At 64.1% G+C, this 15556-nt stretch carries 16 protein-coding genes and 1 pseudogene; 12 read left to right on the top strand and 5 right to left on the bottom strand.

What is annotated here, in order from left to right; genetic code table 11:
- Positions 1-957 (bottom strand): annotated as a pseudogene (locus ACK4OE_RS22275) (malate synthase G); the annotation flags it as partial.
- A gap of 245 nt (positions 958-1202) precedes the next feature.
- Here ACK4OE_RS22275 and ACK4OE_RS22270 point away from each other — a divergent pair.
- Both ACK4OE_RS22270 and ACK4OE_RS22265 read left to right on the top strand, forming a co-directional pair.
- Entirely contained in the window at positions 1203-2126 is a 924-nt protein-coding gene (locus ACK4OE_RS22270; RefSeq protein ID WP_409888200.1) for a LysR family transcriptional regulator, read from the top strand.
- Positions 2127-2172: 46 nt separating this feature from the next.
- The gene (locus ACK4OE_RS22265) at positions 2173-2619 is read left to right on the top strand and encodes a DUF2214 family protein (protein WP_409888198.1); all 447 of its coding nucleotides are present in this window, start codon (positions 2173-2175) and stop codon (positions 2617-2619) included.
- 118 nt (positions 2620-2737) lie between these two features.
- On the opposite strand, the gene ACK4OE_RS22260 is transcribed toward ACK4OE_RS22265, so the two are convergent.
- Positions 2738-3028, bottom strand: coding sequence for a PsiF family protein (locus tag ACK4OE_RS22260; RefSeq protein WP_409888196.1), 291 nt, complete (start codon positions 3026-3028; stop codon positions 2738-2740).
- 132 nt (positions 3029-3160) lie between these two features.
- Between ACK4OE_RS22260 and argS the strand changes: the two genes are divergently transcribed.
- The 6 genes from argS (at position 3161) to ACK4OE_RS22230 (ending at position 9454) form a co-directional block, all read left to right on the top strand.
- Positions 3161-4870: an arginine--tRNA ligase gene (gene argS, locus ACK4OE_RS22255; RefSeq protein ID WP_409888194.1), complete on the top strand. Its 1710-nt coding sequence runs from the start codon at positions 3161-3163 to the stop codon at positions 4868-4870.
- Between the two features lie 13 nt (positions 4871-4883).
- On the top strand, positions 4884-5540 hold the full coding sequence (locus ACK4OE_RS22250) for an SPOR domain-containing protein (protein ID WP_409888192.1): 657 nt from the start codon (positions 4884-4886) through the stop codon (positions 5538-5540).
- Positions 5541-5620: 80 nt separating this feature from the next.
- Positions 5621-6277 (top strand): thiol:disulfide interchange protein DsbA/DsbL, encoded by a 657-nt coding sequence (locus ACK4OE_RS22245; protein ID WP_409888190.1) that lies wholly within the window; start codon positions 5621-5623, stop codon positions 6275-6277.
- A 119-nt stretch (positions 6278-6396) separates the two neighbouring features.
- A complete protein-coding gene (gene lptA / locus ACK4OE_RS22240) occupies positions 6397-7056 on the top strand; it encodes a lipopolysaccharide transport periplasmic protein LptA (RefSeq protein ID WP_409888188.1) in 660 nt (219 codons plus the stop codon).
- 11 nt (positions 7057-7067) lie between these two features.
- Positions 7068-7865, top strand: a complete 798-nt coding sequence (gene lptB, locus ACK4OE_RS22235; RefSeq protein ID WP_409888186.1) for an LPS export ABC transporter ATP-binding protein — start codon at positions 7068-7070, stop codon at positions 7863-7865.
- A complete protein-coding gene (locus tag ACK4OE_RS22230; RefSeq protein ID WP_409888185.1) occupies positions 7865-9454 on the top strand; it encodes an RNA polymerase factor sigma-54 in 1590 nt (529 codons plus the stop codon). Before lptB ends, ACK4OE_RS22230 begins: the two co-directional genes overlap by 1 nt.
- A 20-nt stretch (positions 9455-9474) precedes the next feature.
- Here the strand turns inward: ACK4OE_RS22230 and ACK4OE_RS22225 are convergent, their stop codons facing one another.
- Positions 9475-9969, bottom strand: a complete 495-nt coding sequence (locus ACK4OE_RS22225; RefSeq protein WP_409888183.1) for a glutaredoxin domain-containing protein — start codon at positions 9967-9969, stop codon at positions 9475-9477.
- A gap of 217 nt (positions 9970-10186) precedes the next feature.
- Here ACK4OE_RS22225 and ACK4OE_RS22220 point away from each other — a divergent pair, with 217 nt between their 5' ends.
- The 4 genes from ACK4OE_RS22220 to ACK4OE_RS22205 all read left to right on the top strand — a co-directional run bounded on the left by ACK4OE_RS22220 (position 10187) and on the right by ACK4OE_RS22205 (position 13072).
- Positions 10187-10669 (top strand): acyl-CoA thioesterase, encoded by a 483-nt coding sequence (locus ACK4OE_RS22220; RefSeq protein ID WP_409888181.1) that lies wholly within the window; start codon positions 10187-10189, stop codon positions 10667-10669.
- Positions 10666-11961 (top strand): class I SAM-dependent RNA methyltransferase, encoded by a 1296-nt coding sequence (locus ACK4OE_RS22215; protein ID WP_409888179.1) that lies wholly within the window; start codon positions 10666-10668, stop codon positions 11959-11961. The genes ACK4OE_RS22220 and ACK4OE_RS22215 overlap by 4 nt, the downstream gene beginning before the upstream one ends.
- Positions 11951-12445, top strand: a complete 495-nt coding sequence (locus ACK4OE_RS22210; RefSeq protein ID WP_409888177.1) for a putative toxin-antitoxin system toxin component, PIN family — start codon at positions 11951-11953, stop codon at positions 12443-12445. Before ACK4OE_RS22215 ends, ACK4OE_RS22210 begins: the two co-directional genes overlap by 11 nt.
- A gap of 78 nt (positions 12446-12523) precedes the next feature.
- The gene (locus ACK4OE_RS22205; RefSeq protein WP_409888175.1) at positions 12524-13072 is read left to right on the top strand and encodes a hypothetical protein; all 549 of its coding nucleotides are present in this window, start codon (positions 12524-12526) and stop codon (positions 13070-13072) included.
- 103 nt (positions 13073-13175) lie between these two features.
- Here the strand turns inward: ACK4OE_RS22205 and ACK4OE_RS22200 are convergent, their stop codons facing one another.
- Both ACK4OE_RS22200 and ACK4OE_RS22195 read right to left on the bottom strand, forming a co-directional pair.
- Positions 13176-14003, bottom strand: coding sequence for a hypothetical protein (locus ACK4OE_RS22200; RefSeq protein WP_409888173.1), 828 nt, complete (start codon positions 14001-14003; stop codon positions 13176-13178).
- Positions 14000-15556, bottom strand: a 1557-nt coding sequence (locus ACK4OE_RS22195; RefSeq protein ID WP_409888171.1) for an FMN-binding glutamate synthase family protein, incomplete at its 5' end; no start/stop codon positions are given. The genes ACK4OE_RS22195 and ACK4OE_RS22200, both read right to left, overlap by 4 nt.

The following is a 15556-nucleotide window of genomic DNA, read 5'->3' as shown; positions in this document are numbered from 1 at the left end:
ACGGTCAGGGTTCAGTCCGCGCGTGAAGGTCTTGCCGCCCTTGGCGACCTGCTCGGTCAGCGTGGCCTGGATGATGCCCAGCCAGTTGCTGTAGCCCAGCACCTTGTCTTCGGCGTCCACGGCGGCCACGGAGTCTTCCAGGTCCAGGATGGTGGAGAGGGCCGCTTCCAGCACCAGGTCGCTCACGCCCGCAGCGTCGCTCTGGCCGATGGGGGTAGACCGGTCGATCTGGATATCCAGGTGCAGGCCGTTGTGCTGCAGTAGCACCGACGAGGGTGCCGCAGCGTTGCCCTGGTAGCCCTTGAACTGCGAGGCGTCCTTGAGGCCTGTCGTGCTGCGATTGGCAAGCGACACGACCAGCTGGCCGCCTTCCACCTTGTAGCCCGTCGAGTCCTTGTGCGAACCAGCAGCCAATGGCGCTGTGTCATCCAGCACCTGGCGTGCAAACGCAATCACCTTGGCGCCGCGCAGGGGGTTGTAGCCCTTGCCCTTTTCAGCGCCGCCTTCTTCGCTGATGGCGTCCGTGCCATACAGCGCGTCATACAGGCTGCCCCAGCGTGCGTTGGCGGCATTCAGTGCGTAGCGGGCGTTCAGGATGGGCACCACCAGCTGCGGGCCGGCTTGCGTCGCCAGCTCGTCGTCAACATTGGCGGTCGTGGCCTTCACATCGGTGGGCTGGGGCACCAGGTAGCCGATCTTTTCCAGGAAGCTGCGGTAGGCCACCATGTCGGTAACCGGCCCGGGGTTGGCCTTGTGCCAGGTATCGAGCTCGGTCTGCAGTCGGTCGCGTTCGGCCAGCAGGGCGATGTTGCGCGGGGCCAGGTCGGACACGATGGCGTCAAAGCCCTTCCAGAACGCGGCGCTGTCAACGCCGGTGCCGGGCAGCACCATGTCTTCAACAAAGCGGAAGAGGGAAGGGGCCACTTGCAGGCCGTGGACGGTGGTGCGATCGGTCATGGAGGCGCCTTGCTGGAGAAGAAATGAAAAAGAGAAGAAACCATTTGCCCGCAGTAGCAGGCCATGGAACGACTGTATTGCAATTGTTTGGCGATATAAAGAGGTTGAAAATCCATAAACTAATGACTTTTACGCAAAGCTGAGGGTGGTTGATACTTCACCTTTGCAGAAAATACTCACTATTTGATAGCTGCTAGCGCTTGCTGAATAAGCGCTAGAGGCCAATTTCATTCAAATTTTCGTCCATGGACAAGCTCAAGGCCTTTGAATCGTTTGTGTCGGTGGCTACGCGCGGCAGCCTCACGGCAGCGGCCAAAGCCGAGGGCGTGGCGCCTGCCATCATGGGGCGGCGGCTCGATGCGCTCGAAGAGCACTTGGGCGTGAAGCTGCTGGTACGCACCACGCGCCGCATCAGCCTCACACACGAAGGCAGCGCGTTTTTGGAAGACTGCCAGCGCCTGCTGTCCGACGTGGCCAATGCCGAGGCCAGCGTGTCCGAAGGCGGCGTGAAGGCTACCGGCCATCTGCGCATCACCGCGCCCGCAGGTTTTGGCCGCCGCCATGTCGCCCCGCTGGTGCCGCGCTTTCGGGCCGAGCATCCGGACGTGACCATCTCGCTCAACCTCAGCGACCGCGTGGTGGACCTGGCGGGCGAGGGTTTTGACTGCGCCGTGCGCGTGGGCGACCTGCCCGACTCGTCGCTGGTCAGCGTGCGCATTGCCGACAACCGCCGCCTGTGCGTAGCCACGCCCGAGTACTTGGCCCGGCACGGCACCCCGCGCGCGCCGACGGAACTGCTGCAACACGACTGCCTCACGCTGTCCAGCGATGCATCGCAGACCCGCGGCTGGGCGTTTCGCGTACCGCAGGCCGATGGCTCCATGGAGGTGACGCACCTCAAACCCGGCGGTCCGCTCGACTGCTCGGATGGTCAGGTGTTGCACGACTGGTGCCTGGCGGGCTACGGCATCGCCTGGCGGAGCACGTGGGAAGTCGAAGCCGAAATCGGTGCAGGGCGCTTGGTAGAGGTGCTCGGCGGGTTTGCTGCGCCTCCGAATGGAATTTACGTGGTGTTTCCGCAGCGCAAGCACATGCCCCTGCGTGTGCGGCTGTGGATTGATTTCCTCAAGCACAATTACAGCCAACCCGGATTCTGGAAGGCCGCATGAACCGTCAGCGACACACGCCAAGACGCCGGGCGTTACAAGGAACCCCATGACCCTCGAAGCCGTCCTCGCCGCCTTGCACCTGGTGGCCATCTTGACCTTTGTGGTCTTTTTGTCGAGCCAGGCGGCGCTGTGCCGCATCGAATGGATGAACGCCGCCGTGGTCGAACGCCTGGCGCGGCTGGATGTGATTTACGGCGTGGCAGCCATGCTGATGATCGGCAGCGGCCTTGCGCGTCTCATCTGGGGCATCAAGGGGGTGTCTTGGTATCTGTCGCAGCCCATGTTCCACATCAAGATCACCATCGTGGTGGTCATGGCCATCCTGTCCATCTGGCCGTCCATCATGTTCCGCCGCTGGCGCCGCAACCTGCGCGATACGGGCGCGTTGCCAGATGCGGGCGAAGTGAAAAAAGTGCGTCGCGCGGTGATGGTCCAGTCGCACATGCTGCCGGTGGTGGCGGTCATTGCGGTGTTCTGGGCGCGAGGCTGGTAGGTCTTTTTTCCTGATCGGCCCACCAGCACGGCGAACAAAAAAGCCCGCCAGTCCAACGACTGGCGGGCTTTTTTGCCGGGGCCCAGTGCGGTGCGGCGCCGGGCCAAGTTCTTTTGGCTTATTTCTTCAGGCACTCGCTCATGAAGGCCTTGCGCTCATCGCCCTTGAGCGTTTTGGCTTTCTCGTCTGCGTTGCAGGCCTTCATCTTGTTTTGTTGGGTTTCTGGCTTGTTGCTCAGGCAGGTTTTCATGAAGGCTTTGCGTTCGTCGCCTTTCATCCCGTCAGCGTCTTTGTTGCAGGTGGCCATTTTGGATTGCTGCTTGGTCGGCGCCTTGTCTTCGGCGGCCTGGGCAGACAAACCCAGCGCCAGGGCCAGGCCCAGAGTGGTCAGGGAAAGAAGCTTTTTCATGGAATCTCCTGGTGTGAATGCGTTATGGGGGCTCCCGGCGGCATTGCACCATAGAACGTTTGCGGCGACAACGCGGACGACACGCAAACAGGCCTCCGGCCGCTTGGTCTGACGCCCCCGTAAAATCCGGCGATGCTCACAGCCAAAAATGAATTGCTCGCCGCGCTTGCAGGCGAGCTGGAAGTTCTGTCCCCCGGCGCTGGCGCCAAGGCAGCGTTTGAATCCCCCAAGGTGGCCGCCCATGGCGATTTCGCCTGCACCGCTGCCATGCAGCTGGCCAAGCCGCTCAAGCTGAATCCGCGCGCGTTGGGCGAACAGCTCAAGGCCGCACTGGAAGCCACGCCCGCCTTCACCCGCTGGGTGGATGCCATCGAAATCGCCGGACCGGGCTTTCTGAACATCCGCTTGAAGCCCGCCGCCAAGCAGGAAGTGGTGCGCGAAGTGCTGGCAGCGGGCGCGCATTTTGGCTACCAGGCGAATAACGGCCAGCAAGTGCTGGTTGAATTTGTCTCGGCCAACCCCACCGGCCCGTTGCATGTGGGCCACGGCCGCCAGGCTGCGTTGGGCGATGCCATCTGCAACCTGTTCAGCACCCAGGGCTGGAAGGTGCACCGCGAGTTTTATTACAACGATGCCGGTGTACAGATCGACACACTGACCAAGAGCACGCAACTGCGCGCCAAGGGATTCAAGCCCGGCGACGAGTGCTGGCCCACCGACAGCGACAACCCGCTGGCCAAGAACTTCTACAACGGCGACTACATCGCCGACATTGCCGAAGCGTTCAAGACCAAAGCCACTATCAAGGCCGACGACCGCGAGTTCACGGCCAATGGTGATGTAGAGGACTACGACAACATCTGCGGCTTTGCCGTGGCGTACCTGCGCAACGAGCAGGACAAGGACCTGCAGGCCTTCAACCTGAAGTTCGACGAGTACTACCTTGAATCGAGCCTGTACACCAGCGGCCGCGTTGAGGCCACAGTCAACAAACTGGTAGCCAACGGCAAGACCTACGAGCAAGACGGCGCGCTGTGGCTCAAGAGCACCGACTACGGCGACGACAAGGACCGCGTCATGCGCAAGCAGGACGGCACCTTTACCTACTTCGTGCCTGACGTGGCGTACCACATCGCCAAGTGGGAGCGCGGCTTCACCAAGGTCGTCAACATCCAGGGCACCGACCACCACGGCACCATCGCCCGCGTGCGCGCCGGGCTGCAGGCGGCCGATGTGGGCATTCCGCAGGGGTACCCCGACTACGTGCTGCACACCATGGTGCGCGTGGTCAAGGGTGGCGAAGAGGTCAAGATCAGCAAGCGCGCGGGCAGCTACGTCACGTTGCGCGACCTGATCGAGTGGACCAGCAAGGACGCGGTGCGATTCTTCTTGCTCTCCCGCAAGCCTGATACCGAATACACCTTCGACGTGGACTTGGCCGTGGCCCAGAACAACGACAACCCCGTGTACTACGTGCAGTACGCGCATGCCCGCATCCAGTCGGTGCTGCGCGCGTGGCAAGAGGCTGGCGGTGGCAACGTGGCGTCGCTGCACGACGTTGATCTGTCGGCGCTGGAAGGGCCGCAGGCCCAGGCGCTGATGCTGCAACTGGCCAAGTACCCCGAGATGCTCACGGCTGCTGCCGATGGCGAGGCGCCGCACGACGTGACCTTTTACCTGCGCGACCTGGCCGCCAGCTACCACAGCTACTACGATGCCGAGCGCATCCTGGTGGATGACGAGGTGGTGAAGAAGGCACGCCTGGCGCTCGTCGCTGCCACCGCGCAGGTATTACACAATGGCCTGGCCGTGCTGGGCGTGTCGGCTCCGGCCAGAATGTAAGCAGTCACAAACTATGAAGAAACAACAGACGGGCGGGACCATCATCGGTTTTATCGTTGGGGTCATTGTGGGCCTGGGTGCCGCGTTGGCGGTGGCGGTTTACGTCACCAAGGTGCCGGTGCCCTTCCTTAACAAAGGGGGCGGCCGCGGTGCCGATATGGACGCCGCCGAGTCGCAAAAGAACAAGAACTGGGACCCCAATTCGCCGCTGTATGGCCGCAACCCGGCGCGCCCACCGGTGCCCGTGGTGGCGGCTCCAGCGTCTGCAGCCACCCCCGCACCTGCACCTGCTCCGGCTCCTGAAGTGCGTGCTGCGGCTTCTGCGCCCAAGCCCGCCGCGAGCAAGCCAGAGGCCAAGGTCGAGACCAAGCCAGGCGCTGACCCACTGGGCGATCTGGCCGTGGCCAAGGCCGCCGCCACCGGCAACGTGGACCCGTTCGACTATTTTGTGCAGGCTGGCGCCTTCAGAACCCAGCCAGACGCCGATGCGCAGCGCGCCAAGCTGGCCATGCTGGGCTGGGAGGCCCGCGTGAGCGAGCGCGAGCAAAACGGCCGGGCAGTGTTCCGTGTGCGTGTGGGCCCGTTCACCAAGCGTGACGACGCCGAGCGGATCAAGGAAAAGCTCGACGGCGCCGGGGTGGACGCGGCGCTGGTGCGCGTTCAGCGCTGAAGCATCAGGCCCCGTGGGGCTGAACTTTTTACGGGGGCATGGCTCACATCCCCCAGACCTGTAACAGGAGAGTCTTTGTCATGAAACGCCGTCAGTTTTCTTTGTCCACCGCCTCGGTGGTTGCCGCATCTGCCCTGACCTTGCCAGTGGCCAACACCGCCATGGCCCAGGCCCGCCAGTTCAAGGAGGGCAAGGACTTCAAGCGACTGGACAAGCCCGTGACGCCCGACGCTCCGGCTGGCAAGGTCGATGTGATCGAGTTCTTCTGGTACAGCTGCCCCCATTGCAACGCGTTCGAGCCGGTGCTGGATGCCTGGGCCAAGGCGGCGCCCAAGGACCTGAGCGTGCGCCGCATGCCAGTGGCCTTCAATGCCAGCTTCGTGCCCCAGCAAAAGCTGTACTACACCCTCGAAGGCATGGGCAAGCTGGAAGAGCTGCACACCAAGGTGTTCCGGGCCATCCATGTCGAAAAGCAAAAGCTCACCAAGGACGACGAAATCCTGGCATGGGTGACAAAGCAGGGCGTGGACGTGGCCAAGTTCAAAGAGGTGTACGGCTCGTTCTCCGTGTCCAACCAGGTGCGCCGTGCATCGCAATTGCAAGATGCGTATGGCGTGGAAGGTGTGCCATCTATGGGCGTGGCTGGCAAGTACTACACCGACGGCACCATGGCAGGCAGCATGCAGACGGTGCTGCAAGTGGTGGACCACCTCGTTGCCACGGCCCGCAAAGGCTGACGATACGCTGTGTATTCTTATTAATGGCCCCTCGGGGCGCCTGCCAAAGCCCGCGTGTGCGGGCTTTTTTCATGGTGAGCGCGAATGCGTGGCTACAATGACTGCAAGATTCGTGCCCTATGAACCATCGCCTACTCCCGATCCTCCTGCTTACCGCCATGGCCTGCACCTTGGGTGTGGCCCATGCCGAAAAGGCCGACCGCGCCAAGCCCATGAACATCGAGGCCGACGCACTGCGCCACGATGAGCTCAAGCAGACCAGCGTGTTTACCGGCCGGGTGGTCATGACCAAGGGCTCCATCGTGCTGCGCGGTGCGCGGCTGGATGTGCGTCAGGATGCCGACGGCTACCAGTACGGCGTTGTTACGGCCGAGCCCGGCAAACGCGCCTTCTTCCGCCAAAAGCGTGACACCCTGCCCGGCGCACCCGATGAGTTCATCGAGGGTGAAAGCGAAACCATTGAATACGACGGCAAGGCTGACAACGTGCGGTTCATTACCCGCGCCGAGTTGCGCCGCTACCGCGGCTCTGTACTTAACGACGAAATCACGGGCGCTGTGATCGTCTACAACAACCTGACCGACGTGTTCTCGGTAGACGGCCAGCGGCGGCCATCTACCAACGCGGCGGGTGATGCGCCCGCGCCGGGCGGACGCGTGCGCGCCGTGCTGTCGCCCAAAGAACCTCCTGCTTCCGGACCGGGCGCCCCCGCTCCGGCAGCGCCTGCGCCGGCCCCGGTGCTGCGCCCCAGCAACAGCCTTGGCGGCGGCGCCAAGTGAGCGCCCCGCCCGTGAGCGCGAGTCCTGACGTCCAGGCGGGCAGCCGGGTGGGCTCAGATTCCCAGTCAGGCAGTCGGCTTGAAGTCCAGCATCTGGCCAAGTCCTACGGCAGCCGCAAGGTTGTCAAAGACGTGTCGCTGGTCGTGCAAAAAGGTGAGGTCGTGGGGCTGCTGGGCCCCAACGGTGCGGGCAAGACCACCTCCTTCTACATGATCGTGGGCCTGGTACGCAGCGACGAGGGCGACATCCGCATCGACGGCCATTCAGTGGCCCACATGCCCATCCACCGCCGTTCGCGCCTGGGGCTGTCGTACCTGCCGCAAGAAGCCTCCATCTTTCGCAAGCTGAACGTCGAAGAAAACGTGCGCGCCGTGCTGGAGCTGCAGCGCGGCGATGACGGCCAGCCTCTGAGCCGCGCCGCCATCGAAGAGCGCCTCACAGCCCTGCTGCAGGAGCTGCGGGTGGACCACCTGCGCCAATCACCTGCCATGGCCCTGTCCGGTGGCGAGCGCCGCCGCGTCGAGATCGCCCGGGCCCTGGCCACACAGCCGCGCTTCATCCTGCTGGACGAGCCCTTTGCCGGCATTGATCCCATTGCCGTGATCGAGATCCAGCGCATCATCGGCTTCCTCAAGGCGCGCGGCATCGGTGTGCTCATCACCGACCACAACGTGCGCGAAACCCTGGGCATCTGCGACCACGCCTTCATCATCAGCGATGGCCGCGTGCTCGCGCAGGGCACGCCGTCCGAGATCGTCGACAACGCCGAGGTGCGACGCGTGTATCTGGGCGAACACTTCAAAATGTGATGAAGCCCGGTCTGTCGCTGCGCGTCTCGCAGCATCTTGCACTGACCCCCCAGCTGCAGCAGTCCATTCGGCTGCTGCAGTTGTCCACGCTCGAACTCTCGCAGGAAGTCGAGCAGATGCTCGACGAGAACCCGTTTCTAGAACGCAACGCCGACGAAGCTCCGCGCGAAGAGTTTGGCCTGGAAGCTGCCGACACGCCCGCGCAGCCCGACGAGTACAGTTCGGATGATGCTATTTATTCAGGAGCTACCAGCGTAAGCAGCACAAGCGCTGAAGGCCAAAATGATGCAGAAACGCCCAGCGCTGGCGCGGATGAGCCCGACTGGAGCGGCGACGGCACGGTAGAGATGGCGCCCAACGATGCCGAGTGGGGTGGCGACGCGCCCGCCCGCAACCGCAATGACTCCGAAGGCGACGAGGCCGACGCCACCGAGCTGGCCCGCACGCACGAATCGCTGACCGCCTTCTTGCACCGCCAGGCGCTGGCGCTGCGCCTGTCGGAGATCGACCGCGCTGCGCTGCGCTTCCTCATCGAATCGCTGACCGACGACGGCTATCTGGAAGAACCGCTCGAAGAGCTGGCCATCAGCCTGGCCGGGCCGGACGACCTGGAGCAAATCGAAGAGCTGGTGCACCGCTTCACCGTGGCCCAGCGCCTGTTGCAAAGCCTGGAGCCTGTCGGCGTGGGCGCATGCGGCCTGGCCGAGTGCCTGACCCTGCAGCTCAAGGCCCTGGCCGCCGACGAAGACAGCGACATCGACCCCGATGCGGTGCAGACCGCACTGCGCATCTGCCAGCAGCCGCTGGAGATGCTGGCGCGCCGCGATATCCGCCGCCTGACGCAACTCTGCGGTGACGGCGAGGAGCGCACCCGTGCCGCCATGGCCCTCATTGCCCGCCTGGAGCCGCGCCCCGGCCGCCGCTTTGCCGATGTCGAGCGCAACATCATCGTGCCCGACGTCATCGTGCGCAAAGCCGGGCGCGCCAACGGCCGCGATGGCCAGCACAACTTCATCGTCGCGCTCAACCCCGACGTGATGCCCCGCCTGCGCGTGCACGACATCTACGCCGGCGCCCTGCGCGGCCACAAGGGCGGCGAGGGCCACCAGGGCATGCAGCAGCGCCTGCAGGAGGCCCGCTGGTTCATCAAGAACATCCAGCAGCGCTTTGACACCATCCTGCGTGTGTCGCGCGCCATCGTGGAGCGGCAAAAAAGCTTCTTCACCCACGGCGAGTTGGCCATGCGCCCGCTGGTGCTGCGCGACATTGCCGACGAACTGGGCCTGCACGAGTCCACCATCAGCCGCGTGACCACCGCCAAGTACATGTCCACGCCGATTGGCACCTACGAGCTGAAGTACTTCTTTGGCTCTGGCCTGGGGACGGAAACCGGTGGCAACGCATCCAGCACCGCCGTGCGCGCGCTGATCAAGCAATTCGTGGCCGCCGAGAGCCCCGCCAAGCCGCTGTCGGACAGCCAGATCGCCGAAATGCTCAAGGAGCAGGGCATCGAATGCGCGCGCCGCACGGTGGCCAAGTACCGCGAGGCGCTCAAGATTGCGCCTGCCAATCTGCGCAAGGCGCTCTAGGCGGCGCGACGCTGACCCGCCTATTTGCGGGCTACAAACACCGCGTCGTAGGATTGGGGTGAAAAGCCCGATACACGCTTGCCATTGGTCAGCAGCACAGGCACCCCTTTTGCTCCCAGTTGTGCGAACGCAGCTTTGCCTGCCGGGGTGTCGATGTCCAGCTCGCGGTAAGGAATGCCTTTGTTGCCCAGGTACGCCTTGGCCGCTTTGCAGTACCCGCACCAAGTGGCCATGTAGAGCACCACATCTCCAGGCCGCGGTGCAGCGGCGGCGGATTGAGAAGAGGGGTCGCGCCCCGGAGATGGCGCAACAGTAGCGCCGGGCACCACGCTAACGGGCAGGTTGTCCAGCTTCAGTGTCTTTTCTGTCGCGCCCGCTGTCGGCGGTTTGTCGCTGTAGACGACCTTTCCGTTGGCATCCACGGATTTGTAGAGCGCCTGTGCGCTAGCAGTAGTGTTCAAGCCAAAGTTCGCCGCAACAAAGAAGAGCGCCAGGCTCCAACGCACAGGGGTCATGGGGGGGCTCCGGGTAAACTGCCAGCCCCGGAGCATACGAGGTTCGGGCTGCTGGCCCGTCGATCAGCTGCCACCCTACGAGTTGCGCGGCCCTCCTTCCGGGGTGATTGCATACCGCCATCGTGCTCACCCAACCACCCACGGGCGGTCGCTTGGAAGTGGCGGGCTCGCACCCGTTTCCTGCTCCGCTTGTTTTTTGCTTCTCGATTCCCCTTCCATGGCCCGCATCGTCTTCGACCTCCCCCCGTACTTCGGCTTTGCCACCGAGCTGCAGATCTACATCAGCCACGTGAACCAGGGCGGGCACCTGGACAACGCGCAGCTGCTCAGCCTGGTGTCCGAGGCGCGGGTGCGGTTCTTCCAATCGCTGGGCTACCCCGAGGCCGATGTGGGCGGCCTGTCCATCGTGGTCGGCGACATCGTGGCGCAGTACAAGTCTGAAGGGTTTCATGGCGAGACCATGCGGGTGGAGATGGCGTCTGCCGATTTCAACCGCTATGGCTTTGACCTGGTCTTTCGCATGACCGAGAAGGCCGAGGGCCGCGAGGTGGCGCGCGGCAAGATCGGCATTGTTTTTATCGGCAAGGCCGACCGCAAGGTGGCTCCGATTCCTGAATCCATCCGCCAACTGCTGCTGGCCCGTGCGGGAACGCCGGATTCACACGCACTTTCCGAGCGCGTATCCTCACCAACGTCATGAATCAACTTCAACTTTTTCTCCCCTGCGCCGCCGGTGTCGAGGGCTTTCTGGCCGACGAGGTGCATGGCATCACCGGCCTCACGGGGCAAGACCTGCTGGTGGGCCGCGGCGGCGTACTGCTGCGCGCTTCGTGGCGCGAGGCGCTGCTGCTCAACCTGCACAGCCGCCTGGCCCAGCGCGTGCTGGTGCAGCTGGCGCACCGCCCGTACCGCACTGAAAACGACCTGTACGCAGCAGCCAGCGACGTGGCCTGGGAGATCTGGTTCACCACGCGCCAGACCTTCAAGGTCGAAGTGACGGCCCAGCACAGCCCGTTGCAAAGCCTGAATTTCGCTGGCCTCAAGGTCAAAGACGCCGTGGCCGACCGCTTCCGCGCCAAAAGCGGCGTGCGCCCCGATGTGAACACCCAGTGGCCCGATGTGCGCATCCACCTGCACCTGACCACCGACGAAGCCACGATCTACATCGACACCTCCGGCGAGCCGCTGTTCAAGCGCGGCTGGCGCGAGGACAAGGGCGACGCGCCACTGAAGGAAACCTTGGCCGCCGCCATGATTGCCGCCAGCGGCTGGGACCCGCACGGCGACAACCCCCAGCCGTTGTACGACCCCTGCTGCGGCAGCGGCACCATCGCCATCGAGGCTGCGCAGATCGCCTGCCGCATTCCGGCAGGCATGCTGCGCCGCTTTGCGTTCGAAAAATTGCTGCCGTTCCAGGCCCATGTCTGGGGTGCTATAAAAACAGAAGCTGAAGGCGCAATACAGACAAGCGCTGTGCCTATATTTGGCAGTGATGTGGCCTTCCGCATGGTCGACTTTGCCCAGCGCAACGCCGAGCGCGCAGGCGTAGCCGACGCGGTGCAGCTGCGCGGCGGCGACGCCCTGCAGCGCATGCCACCCTGCGACCAGCCCGGCGTGATGCTGCTCAACCCGCCGTATGGCGAGCGCATTGCTGCCGCAGGTAGCGCAGGCCGCAACGCCGGCGAACGCGCCGCCGACCGCGCCCAGGGCATGGCTGTGGGCCGCGAAGAGGCGCAGACCGAAGACGGCGGCGAGTTCTTTAGCCAGCTGGCCACCCACTGGAAGAAGAACTACAGCGGCTGGACGGCCTGGATGCTCACGCCCGACCTCAAGCTGCCCGGCAAGATGCGCCTGAAGGAATCGCGCCGCGTGCCCATGTGGAACGGCCCCATCGAATGCCGCATGTTCCGCTTCGACATGATCAAGGGCGCCGTGCGCGACCGCGCCCCCAAGGCTGCTCCAGACGCTAACGATCCACGCAATGCGGGTTGAATTGCGCCTACCTGCTGAGGCCGCAGCGGGCGAGCCCGCACGCCCGGTGGTGGTGGACACCAACGTCGCGCTGGACCTGCTGATCTTCAGCGACCCGCGCACCGCCCCCCTGCGCACGCTGCTGGCCCAGGGGCGCCTGACCTGGATCGCCACGCAAGTCATGCGCGACGAGCTGGAGCGCGTGCTGGCCTATCCGCACATCGTGGAGCGCATGAACTACTACCGGGTGGATGCAGCGCAGGTGCTGGCCGCGTTTGATGCGCAGGTGCGTCTGGTGGAGATTGCCCCCAAGGTGGCCTATGTGTGCAAGGACGCGGACGACCAGAAGTTCATCGACCTGGCGGCGGCACATCAGGCGATTCTGCTGAGCAAAGACAAGGCGGTGATTTGTATGCGCAAGCGGTTGGTGAACCTGGGGGCGGATGTGGCGACGGAGGTGGAGTTGGCGCTTGCGAACGAGGCGGCTGCTTCTGCAACGGCTTGAATGGTGCACAGCAAACTTGTCACTCTGCGCGATCCGCGTTTGCGGTAGCGATTCTGAATCGGTAATTGAAGGTCCGATATGTACAAGTTGTCTTATGCGGTCGCGGATGGCTGGGCGCCGCATTCACATGCTGCGGTGTACAGCGTCGTGCCTTTAGAACACGGCGAGCGGATCGTGGCAGGTATTCCAAACGGGGAGTCCGCAGCGTTTGTGGGCTTGGTCAGTAGCCTTGAGCCGCCGTACTTTCTGTTGTATGTACTGCATACGCCACGGGGTGAGGGGGAGTCTGGCCGTTATCAAAGCCCTGCGTTGTCTCAAGAGGAGTTTCTCGGATTCGTGTGTCGGTTCAGCTCGTACTTGTCATCTGATGCGAGATTCGATATCTGGGCGCATTCCGCTGCTGATCGGGGTACGGTGGTTTGGGATAGGCACAGCCAGCTTTTTGCCTACGGTCCTATCGCAAAGTACTGTTCGGCGTTGGATGAGCTTGGGTTTGCTCATGGCGATGCAACCATCTCGTTTCCGCATCAGCACCACTACAGAAAGGAGTTTGATGATGACGCCAAAGAGCTTCTGGAAAACTGGCCTTGGACATACTCGCCGCTGAGGCCTGAGGATGAGCAATGAATCCCGCAGGTCGGGTTAGCCCAGAGTAACCCGACGGCTTTTGTTCGGGCACGGCCTGTCGGTTTATGCCAGCGGCTTACCCGACCTACTGGCTGACCGAACCTCAGGCCAGCAAGTCATAAGCCGCCCGCACCCGCTGCAAATCCCGCCCCAGCCTTCTACTCGCGGGCAAGCGCCGCATCCACCCCATCCGACGAACGCTGGTCGCCAACACCTCTCGCATCTCCGCACTGCCTTGCGCCACCCACGCAGCCCAGCGCTCGCGCCCCTCGGCCAACGTGCCGCTGGCATGCAGGTAAATCGCCGTGGAATGCGCGTAACACAGCGCATCGCGTACATGGCACACCGCCAGGGGCAGCGCGGCGGCGGGGTCGTCCTCAAAGTCGATGCAGACCACGGCGCCGCTCGGGTCGCGCACCATGTTGCGTGCAAAGGCCTGGCTCAGGCAGGTGCCCTGGTGGTGCACATGCGTCATCGCATCCAGCCCTTGCTGCCACAGCAGCAGCACGGCGCCGGGGTCGTTGGCGCGCAGGGTCCGGTCGATGGCGTTGCCCAGTGAATGTGCCTCTTCGCCCACACGGCCCAGGTGGCGCATGGCAAAACCATCGGGCTGCACGGCCAGAATTTCCGGCACACGTATGCCGCGTGCTGCCAAGTCAGAAAGGCGCCGCACCTCGGTGGCAATCGCGACCGTGCCGCCGGGGTTTGGCACAGGGCGCAGCACATCAAGCCGCAGCAGCCCTGCCAGGATGGCCATGGCGCGGTAGCGGCCCGTGCCCAGCGGCGCGCCCGCGCGTTTGATCCAGATCTGTTCGTTGCCCAGCAAATGGCTCATCACGCTGTGCGGTTGCGTGGCCAGTTTCTGCCGCAAGAAGGTGCTGTAGTCCGTGGTTTGCGATGGGGGGCGGGGTACCGGTATGTCCATCGTCATGCGGCCCCATCCACCGACTCGGCCACCACAGCCGCAGTGCCGACGGCAGCCGCGTGTGCCATCTCCACATGGTGCGGCACCGAAGGCTCCAGCGCAGGCTCGCTGGCTTGAAAACTGTGGGCGCTGGCCAGGGGCCAGTACAGGCGGAACACGTTGTGCTGCGCGTCCAGCGAGCCGAGCAGCGCGCCCGGCTGCATGCGGGTGATGAGATTCGATAAGAGGCGCACCTCGGTGTCGCTGATGCGGCGCACGATGTGGTGGGCCGTGATGTCTTTGGGGTGGCGCAACCCGGCGGCCTGCACCAGCTCTTGCAGCGCGTGCAGCGTGCTGCGGTGGAACTGCGCCACGCGCGTGGCCTTGTCGGGCACCACCAGGGCTTGCTGGCGCAGCGGGTCTTGCGTGGTCACGCCTGTGGGGCAGTGGCCGGTGTGGCAGCTTTGTGCCTGGATGCAGCCCAGCGCCATCATGAAGCCGCGCCCCGCGTTGCACCAGTCGGCACCCAGCGCCATCATGCGGGCAATGTCGAAAGCGCTGATGACCTTGCCCGCGCAGCCAATGCGCACGCGGTCGCGCAGGTTTACGCCCACCAGGGTGTTGTGCACCAGCAGCAGGCCCTCTTGCAGCGGTGCGCCTACGTGGTCGGTAAATTCGACAGGCGCTGCGCCCGTGCCACCCTCCGCGCCATCGACCACGATGAAATCGGGCGTGATGCCCGTGACCAGCATGGCCTTGACGATGGCAAACCACTCCCACGGGTGGCCCAGGCAGAACTTGAAGCCGGTGGGCTTGCCGCCCGACAGGGTGCGCAGCCTGGCGATGAACTGCATCATCTCCACCGGGTTACTGAAGGCACTGTGGCTGGCGGGCGAGATGCAGGCTTCGCCCTCTTTCACCCCGCGCGCAGCGGCGATCTCGGCCGTCACCTTGGCGCCCGGCAGCACGCCGCCGTGGCCTGGCTTGGCGCCCTGGCTGAGCTTGAGCTCAATCATCTTGACCTGCGGGTCGGTGGCGTTGGCGGTAAAACGCTCTTCGCTGAACGTGCCGTCGGCATTGCGGCAGCCAAAGTAGCCCGAGCCGATCTCCCAGATCAAGTCGCCGCCATGCACCCTGTGGTGCTGGCTGATGCTGCCCTCGCCCGTGTCGTGCGCAAAGCCGCCTTTTTTTGCGCCCTTGTTCAGCGCCAGGATGGCATTGGCCGACAGCGCCCCAAAGCTCATGGCCGAGATGTTGAACACGCTGGCGTGGTAGGGCTGGGTGCAAGGCGCTACAGACTGCGACGGCGCATCGGGATTGCCGCCAATCCACACCCGAAAGTCGTGCGACGGCAGCTGCGTGGGCGCCATCGAATGGTTCACCCATTCATAGCCCTGCGCGCCAACATCCAGGTGCGTGCCAAAGGGGCGGTTGTCCGGGTCGCCCTTGGCGCGCTGGTACACCAGCGAACGCTGGGCGCGCGAGAACGGCGCGGCCTCGCTGTCGCTCTCGATGAAATACTGGCGCACCTCAGGCCTCACGTATTCCAGCATGAAGCGGATGTGGCCGATGACCGGGTA

Source organism: Acidovorax sp., from assembly GCF_046314175.1.
In the GTDB taxonomy this organism is placed as follows: domain Bacteria; phylum Pseudomonadota; class Gammaproteobacteria; order Burkholderiales; family Burkholderiaceae_C; genus Acidovorax.
The sequence above is the reverse complement of the archived record's forward strand: the minus strand, read 5'-3'. Positions and strand labels throughout refer to the sequence as shown.